Here is a 7,833-nt window from a genome sequence, read left to right on the forward strand (position 1 = left end):
CCCCCGGTGAGTTCAAGATCGCCGGTCAGCCGTTCTCACAGGAACGCTACGGAATCGGACTGAAGAAGGGCGACTCCGAGTTGCGGGCCAAGATCAATGACGCGCTGGCCAAGATGGAGGCCGACGGCGCATGGAAGGCGGCCTTCGACAAGAACCTCGGGCCGGCCGGACTGACCGCACCGGCGCCGCCGGCGATCGACAGATACTGAGCGGCGGTACCGCGCTCAGGCGCCCGCCAGCTTCCGCAGGAAATCGTTGACGAAGTACTGCGCCTCGCCGCCCTCGATGGCCCCCACGATGAGTTCGGCGATCACCTCCGGCGGATCGCCGACGGAGTAGTCGGTGGTGTCACCACCGGCGCCGAGGCGATTCTTGCCGAAGTCGGTCGCGGTCATCCCCGGATAGACCTCGCTGACCACGATGCCGTCGCCGGCCAATTCCCCGCGGGCGGTCTGGGTGATGCCGATCAGTGCGCGCTTGGACGCGGAGTAGACGCTGTAGTCGGGGATGGTCATGAACGAGGTGCCCGAGTTGACGTTGATGATCACCCCGGAGCCGGCGGCGCGCATGATCGGAATGACGGCCTGCATGCCGACGATCGGCGCCAGCACATTGAGGGTGAAGATATCGGTAAACGCTTGCGGGTCAATCGTTTCCACTGATGCGCCGTAGCCGCGGCCGGCATTGTTGATCAGGCCGTCCAGCCGGCCGTAGTGACGGTGGATATCCGTGATGGCCGCGGTGAACGCCGGGAAATCGGTGACGTCCGCCGTGACCGCCAGACTGCCCGGGAGGCGCGCCGAGAGCGCCTGCAACGCCGCGGTGTTGCGGGCGATCAGTGCCACCTTCGCGCCGCGGGCGGCCAGCGCCTCCGCGGTGGACAGCCCGATCCCCGACGACGCACCGGTGACGACGAAGACGTGATCGGTGATCTGCACGTCAGTCGAACAGATCGGGCTGATCGCGGGTGATGGCGGCGAACAGCGGCTGGAAACTGAACCAGCCGGCGATGTGATTGCCGACCTGGCTGCGGGTGAGCTCGGCCATTTCCGGGTCGATCAGGACCGGGGTGCCGACGGCCTCGGCCATCAACTGGGCGTGGCAGCTGCGCTCCATGGCGATGAAGAACCAGGCGGCCTCCTCGACGGAGTGGCCGACGGTGAGCAGACCGTGGTTGCGCAGGATGGCGGCCTTGTTATCGCCCAGGGCGTGCGCGATGCGCTTGCCCTCTTCGAGATCGAGCACCACACCGGAGTAGGCGTCGAAGAGCACGTGGTCGTTGTAGAAGGCGCAGGCGTCCTGGGTGATCGGATCCAGCAGCCGGCCCAGCGACGACCACGACTTGCCGTACACCGAGTGTGAGTGCGCCGCGGCGATCACGTCGGGGCGGGCGGCGTGCACCTGGGAGTGGATGGCGAAGGCCGCCTGGTTCACCGGCAGATCGCCGTGCACGACCACACCGTCGTGGCGCACCAGCAGCAGATCGCTGACCCTGATGTGCCCGAAGTACATGCCGAACGGGTTCACCCAGAAGTGATCGGTGAGCTCGGGGTCGCGGGCGGTGATATGCCCGGCCACACCCTCGTCGAACCCGTAGCGGCTGAACAATCGGAACGCCGCGGCGAGGTTCTGTTTGCGGTGCAGGCGCTCCTGCTCGATGGTGCGTTCCTGCGGTATGAGCGACGAGGTGTTGCCGGTCGCGAGTTTCAGAGCCTGATCGACGTCGGAGTCAGCCATGGAATTGAAGATACGCCGTGTGTCGCTATTTCTTCTCGGCGTGGCCGCCGAATTCGCTGCGCATGGCCGAGAGCACCTTGGCGGTGAAATCGCCGAGGTCCCGGGACTCGAAGCGCTGGTAGAGCGCAGTGGTGATGACCGAGGCCGGCACGCCCTCGTCGACGGCGGCGTGCACCGTCCAGCGGCCCTCGCCGGAATCGGAGACCCGACCGCTGAACTCCTCGAGCTCGGGGGAGCGGGCCAGGGCGGACGCGGTGAGGTCGACGAGCCAGGAGCTGACCACCGAGCCGCGTCGCCACACCTCGGCCACCTCGGCGACATCGATGTCGTACTGGTAGGCCCACGCGTCACGCAGCGGCGTGGTTTCGGCGTCGACGGCGTGGGTCTGCTTGCCGACGTTCGCGTGCTTGATGACCGAAAGGCCCTCGCCGATCGCGGCCATCATCCCGTACTCGATTCCGTTGTGCACCATCTTCACGAAGTGCCCCGCGCCGTTGGGGCCGCAGTGCAGATAGCCCTGTTCCGCGGTGCCGCCGGTGCGGGTGCGACCCGGGGTGGGCTCGACATCGCCGATACCCGGCGCGATGGTTGTGAAGATCGGATCGAGACGGGTCACCACCTCGTCCTCGCCGCCGATCATCAGGCAGTAGCCGCGTTCCAGACCCCACACCCCACCGCTGGTGCCGACGTCGACGTAGTGGATCTTGTTCTCCGCCAGGTGATGTGCTCGGGTGATGTCGTCGCGGTAGTAGGAGTTGCCGCCGTCGATCACCACATCATCGGGTTCCAGATGCGGGATCAGCTTCTCCAGCGTCGGATCCACGATCGCCGCCGGCAGCATCAGCCACATGGCCCGGGGCTTGTCGAGTTTGGCGACGAAATCCTCCAGCGACGACGCTCCGGTGGCGCCCTCGGCCTCGAGGGCCGTGACCGCGTCCGGGTTGACGTCATAGACCACGCAGCGGTGCCCATCGCGCATCAGGCGCCGCACCAGGTTGGCGCCCATCCGGCCCAAACCGACCATCCCGAGCTGCATGGGCTCCCCAGTCGTCATCGTTGTCTCCGTCGTTCGCCGAAACTGCGGTCGGGGACAGTGTTCCCCGGTTCGGCGGTTCACGGAACGGATTTGCAGCACCTACGATGCGCAGATGCCCGACACCCCCGATGACTCCATCCGGGGCGCGGTACGGATCTGCGGGACGGCGACCATCGCCGGCGCGGCCATCGGTTTCATCGGCGGCGCCTTCCGCTGGTTGCTCCAAGCCGCCGACCAGCTGCGGCTGCACGTCGTGGAGTGGGCGCACCAGCTGCCCGGGCCGGGCTGGCTGATACCGGTGGCCGCCGCGGCGTTCGGCGCCACGCTGGCCGCCCTGGTGGTGCGGTGGGAGCCGCTGTCCGCCGGCAGCGGCATCCAACATGTCGAAGCCGCCTACCGCGGCCAGGTGCCGCCGCCGGCGATCCGCGTGCTGCCGGCGAAGTTCATCGGCGGACTGCTGGCCATCGGCTCCGGTCTGGTGCTGGGCCGTGAGGGTCCGACGGTGCACATGGGCGCGGCGATCGGCGCCCAGGCGGGACGGCGGGCCGGTCTTCCCGACACCGATGTCCGGATGATGCAGACCGCACTGGGCGGGGCGGGCCTTGCCGTCGCGTTCAATGCGCCGATCGGCGGCACCATGTTCACCCTCGAGGAGGTGACGCGGTCGTTCCGGATCAAGACCGTGCTGGCGACGGTGTTCGCCGCGGCGACGGCGGTCGGGTGCGCCCGGCTGATCCTGGGCGATCACGCCGAATTCCGATTGGGGGACTTCGAGGAACCGAATCTGGCGTGGCTTCCGCTGTTCGCGGTGTTCGGCCTGCTGACCGGATGTCTCGGCGCCGCCTACAACCGGCTGGTGCTCTGGTTCCTGGACCATGTGAGCGCGATGCGGCGGATCCCCGGCGTCGCCAAGGCGAGCATCATCGGCGCCATCATCGGCATGGTGATGGTGATCTACCCGCACGCGGTGGGCGGCGGTGAGGAGCTGACTCAGATGCTGCTCGGCGGTGAGCGGCTGCTGCTGATGGTGATCGCCGGCTACCTGGTGCTGCGGTTCCTGGCCGGCCCGCTGTCCTATTCGGCGCCGGTGGTGGGCGGGCTGTTCGCGCCGATGCTGGCGGTCGGGGCACTGTGGGGTGTGCTGTTCGTCGGCGTGCTGAACCTGGTGTGGCCGGGAGACATTGCCTTTCTGGCGATTCCGATGGCGGTGGTGGGCATGGCGTCGTTCTTCGGTGCCACGGTCCGGGCGCCGGTGACCGGGGTGGTGCTGGTCATCGAGATGACGGCCTCGACCGCGGCGATCATCCCGATGCTGGCCGCGACGGCCTCGGCGGTGCTGGTGGCCTACCTCGTCGGGTCACCGCCGATCTACGACAGCCTGCGTGAGCGCAGCCTGGCCAAGGGTTAGCGGCCACACGTTATCGTTGCGTCGATGTCGGTGAACAATCCGAGGACCTGGGCCGCGGCGGTAGCGCTGGGGTTTGCGCTGGCCGGGCCGCAGGCGTTCGGCACCGCGTCGGCCGATGCCGACCAGAGCGACGCGTCACCGCGCTCCGCATCCGCTGCACGCCCGAGCACACCGAGGGCCACGACGACTCTGCCGAAACGGATCCCCGGCCGCCCGGTCGGAGCGTCGCTCACGCGCACGGCTGCGACAGTCACGCCCCCGGTTGCGCGCGCCGCGCGCTCGGCCGTCACCCGTCGCTCCGTCAACGTGGTCATACCGGCCAACCCGGTGCAGGAGTTCCTGGCCGACGCCAAGGTGTGGGTCGACACCTTCGCCAACCTCTACCCGTGGCGCAGCGGCAGCATCCTGCCGCCGGAGGTGAGGCGGATCTTCTTCAACGCCAGCCCGGTCGCCGCCCCGATGCAGGTCGATCTGGACCTGGCCGCCGGAGTCAGCAGCGGCGCCATCGCGTTCACCGCCGCCGATGCCGACGGCAACCGGCTGCTCTTCTCGGTGCCGGTCAAGGGGCTGCCCGGTGGTCCGGAGCGCGGGACGGTGACCGTCGACAACACCGCGGGCACGTTCACCTACACACCCGACGAGGACTTCGTCGGCACCGACACCTTCTCCTATGTGGTCAGCGATGACACCAGCCTGCTCGGTGGACATCAGAGCACCGCGACGGTGACGGTGTTCAATAACACCGCCGGCCGCACCGAGGACATCGTCGGCGAGTTCACGGTGCTGACCTACAACATCTCCGATCTGCCGTTCCCGATCTCTGCGGGCGCTTGGCCGCGGGTCACCAACACCCCCCAGATCGGTTCGCGGATAAACGCTTTCGACATCGTCAACGTCCAGCAGGACGTGGCCTACCACCGGTTGCTGATCGCGGGCGCGCTGTTTCCGGACCGCACCGCACCGCAGGTGCCCACCTCGGCGTGGCCGCTGGGGATGCCGTTCTCCGACGGGCTGAACTCACTGTCCGCCTACGACATCGAGAGTCTTGACCGCCAGCAGTGGAGCACCCGGCCGAACCTGCTCAACCCCGGCGGGTTCACCTACACCCGTCAGCACATTCCGGGCGGCTCCTCGGTGGACGTCTACAACGTCGACACCAGCGGCGGTTTACTGACGAACGACGAGATCGCCCAGCTGTCGGCGTTCATCGGGGCGCACTCCATCGGCCGCGCGGTGATCGTCACCGGCGATTTCGGCCAGCTGTACTCCGATCCGGGACAGACGCTGAGTCAGTTCGCCGCCGTCAACGGCCTCACCGACGCCTGGGTGCAACTCGAGTACGGCGGTACCGCGCCCACCGATGCGCCCGGGTGCGCCTACGAAGACGCCTGCGAGCAGCCGGACAAGATTTTCTACCGCGATGCCGCGCCGCTTGACCCGGGTGATCCGGCCAGCAGTCCGGTTCGGCTGCAGGCGTTGTCCTACACCAATGAGGGATTGAATTTCCTCGACGCCGCCGGCGGCGACCTGTCGGCGAACCGGCCGCAGTCGGTGACGTTCGGCTACAGCGTCGACGCGGTCGGGCCGATGAACGTCGACCTGGCCAACTGGATGGGCGATCTGCCGGCGCTGTCGACGTTGCCACTGACGCAGCTGCCGATCCCCGGGACGCACGACTCGGGCAGCTACGGCATCACCCCGACCTCGCCGTGGGCGCTGACGGGTGCGGCCCAATTCGGTTTCCTCACAGAGCTTCCCGGCTTCCTGCAGGACCTCATCGTCAAGCCGGTCGCCGCCGGTTGGGGCAAGACCCAGTCCAACGATCTCTACGCGCAGTTCACCGATGGCATCCGCTATGTCGATCTGCGGCTGACCAACGAGCCCGACGGTCAGGTCTACCTCGAACACGGATTGCGCTCGGTGCTCTTCGCTGATGCCGTCGACGATATCGCCGCCTTCGCCACCGAACATCCCACCGAAGCGCTCATCATCTATATCCAGGGCATCCACAACTTCACCCCGGTGACCCACGCCGAGGTCATCGCGCAGATGGATACGGCCTTCGGGTCGCGGATGGTTCCTCGCGCAGTGGGCATCTCGGCGACACTTGCCGACCTGTGGGCGATGAACAAGAACGTGATCGTCGTCTACAACAACGCCGCCGTCGTCGCCGCCGACGACAACCTCTGGCCCGATGACACCGTGGATCTGATATGGCCCAATGTGCAGTCCGTGCCGGCATTGTTTGACGGCAACGAGAACAACCTCGCCAACCGCGCGCCCACGGCGATCCGGGGCATGTTCGGCGAGCCCACGCCCAGCGTCATCAACTACATCACCGGCATCCTCACCATCGGCACGCGCAGCAACGAGGAGTTCATGTTCAACGTGCATCCGGCGGTTCAGCAGTGGATGCGGGTGGACTTCAAGAATGACGTCAACCTGGTGACCACCGACTGGTACCGGGAGTTCTGGCCGGCCGGTTCCACCTTCGCCCGCGACGGGATCGGCGCGGTCTACGAAACACTGGGACCGCGGCTGGTGAGTGCTCGCGGATCTGCCGACTGACGGCGTCTCGCGATACTCGAGGAATAACCCACCTTCCTGCCCGCCTCAGAGCGACAACCTGGGTGGGGCTTGGTCAGGTGACCCAGTTGTCGCTCCGAGGCGGGCACACCGCTAGTCCAGTGCGACGACCGGCGGCCGCGGACCGGAGCCGAACGGATTGGAGCTGGCGGGCCCGGGCCGCGCCCACTGTGCGTCGTTCTTCCAGCCCGTCGGCAGGTCATTGGAGAACGTGGTATCCAGCGGGTTCTTCTTGGCGGTATTCACCGGGTTTTTCCCGGGGCCGCTATCCGTGCAGGCCGCACCCCGGCACGGACTCGGCGGGGTATCGGCGCCGGCCGTCGGGGCCAGCGCGATGGCCGCCGCTGCGGCACCGGCCAGGATGGCGGCGGTGAGGAATGAAGCCATGGTGTTCCCTTTCATTCGGTGAGGCGCTGTCGTGTGTGCCTCGGCATCTCCGAGCCTAGGAATAACCGGTGGTCAGGTCACGAAACTCATAGAGAAGACATATGAATGATTCCTGATTCCCAGGTCGGGTATAGACGGCGGCGTCAACCCGGCCTTTCAAACGCGGGCACCGGATCGCGTCGGGTTTCGACACGGTCACGAACGCATACCCATTCACCTGCGGCCGGTCGCATACGCCACATTCGCCCCTAGCGTCACACCAGACAGCCACTGCTGTCGGCTGTGAACGGAAGGTGCGTCGTGTCATCACATGGTCCCGCGTCCTGGATGGCGTGGGTGCTTGTCCCCGTGCTGTGCGCAGGGCTCACTGCACCGACCGCCACCGCTGAGGGCTGCTCGGGCGCGGCCGCACAGGCTCAACCGCTGCCCGGCCAGGACGTTCAGATCCCCAGCCCGGGCAAGATCGCGCCGCTGAGCCGGCCCATCGGCCACAAGCCCGTCGGCGCCAATGACAAAGCGCCGCTGCCGAATCTGGGTCAAATCCTCGCCTCAGTGCTCAAGCCCAGCGCCGCAGCCGACCAGCAACAGGCCGCTGTCGTCCCGGCACCCACGCCCACCGCCGCGGCGGCGCCCGCACCGGTCACGGCGCAGCCGGTCGCGGCCATCCCCAGCTCGACGC

6 protein-coding genes and 2 pseudogenes are annotated in these 7,833 nt (G+C 67.4%); 4 read left to right on the forward strand and 4 right to left on the reverse strand.

The annotated features are described in order from the left end of the window. Window positions 1-209, forward strand: a pseudogene (locus ACR2JI_RS09245) (glutamate-binding protein); the annotation flags it as partial. A gap of 15 nt (window positions 210-224) precedes the next feature. Here the strand turns inward: ACR2JI_RS09245 and ACR2JI_RS09250 are convergent. From ACR2JI_RS09250 to gnd, 3 genes are read right to left on the reverse strand one after another with little or no spacing between them, the layout of a single operon-like run. Beyond that, entirely contained in the window at window positions 225-938 is a 714-nt protein-coding gene (locus ACR2JI_RS09250) for an SDR family NAD(P)-dependent oxidoreductase (protein ID WP_526389783.1), read from the reverse strand. A gap of 1 nt (window position 939) precedes the next feature. Further along, a complete protein-coding gene (locus tag ACR2JI_RS09255; protein WP_526389784.1) occupies window positions 940-1,737 on the reverse strand; it encodes a class II aldolase/adducin family protein in 798 nt (265 codons plus the stop codon). 25 nt (window positions 1,738-1,762) lie between these two features. Continuing rightward, a complete protein-coding gene (gnd, locus tag ACR2JI_RS09260) occupies window positions 1,763-2,773 on the reverse strand; it encodes a phosphogluconate dehydrogenase (NAD(+)-dependent, decarboxylating) (protein WP_526389788.1) in 1,011 nt (336 codons plus the stop codon). A 112-nt stretch (window positions 2,774-2,885) separates the two neighbouring features. On the opposite strand from gnd, the gene ACR2JI_RS09265 reads away from it, so the two are divergent. Next, a complete protein-coding gene (locus ACR2JI_RS09265; RefSeq protein WP_526389785.1) occupies window positions 2,886-4,181 on the forward strand; it encodes a H(+)/Cl(-) exchange transporter ClcA in 1,296 nt (431 codons plus the stop codon). Between the two features lie 24 nt (window positions 4,182-4,205). After that, window positions 4,206-6,749, forward strand: a complete 2,544-nt coding sequence (locus ACR2JI_RS09270; protein ID WP_526389786.1) for a phosphatidylinositol-specific phospholipase C domain-containing protein — start codon at window positions 4,206-4,208, stop codon at window positions 6,747-6,749. Window positions 6,750-6,860: 111 nt separating this feature from the next. Here the strand turns inward: ACR2JI_RS09270 and ACR2JI_RS09275 are convergent, their stop codons facing one another. Next, window positions 6,861-7,154 (reverse strand): hypothetical protein, encoded by a 294-nt coding sequence (locus tag ACR2JI_RS09275; RefSeq protein ID WP_526389787.1) that lies wholly within the window; start codon window positions 7,152-7,154, stop codon window positions 6,861-6,863. Window positions 7,155-7,454: 300 nt separating this feature from the next. Here ACR2JI_RS09275 and ACR2JI_RS09280 point away from each other — a divergent pair. Beyond that, window positions 7,455-7,833 (forward strand): annotated as a pseudogene (locus ACR2JI_RS09280) (hypothetical protein); the annotation flags it as partial.

The sequence above is a fragment of the Mycobacterium sp. genome (assembly GCF_051006775.1).
Lineage (GTDB): Bacteria > Actinomycetota > Actinomycetes > Mycobacteriales > Mycobacteriaceae > Mycobacterium.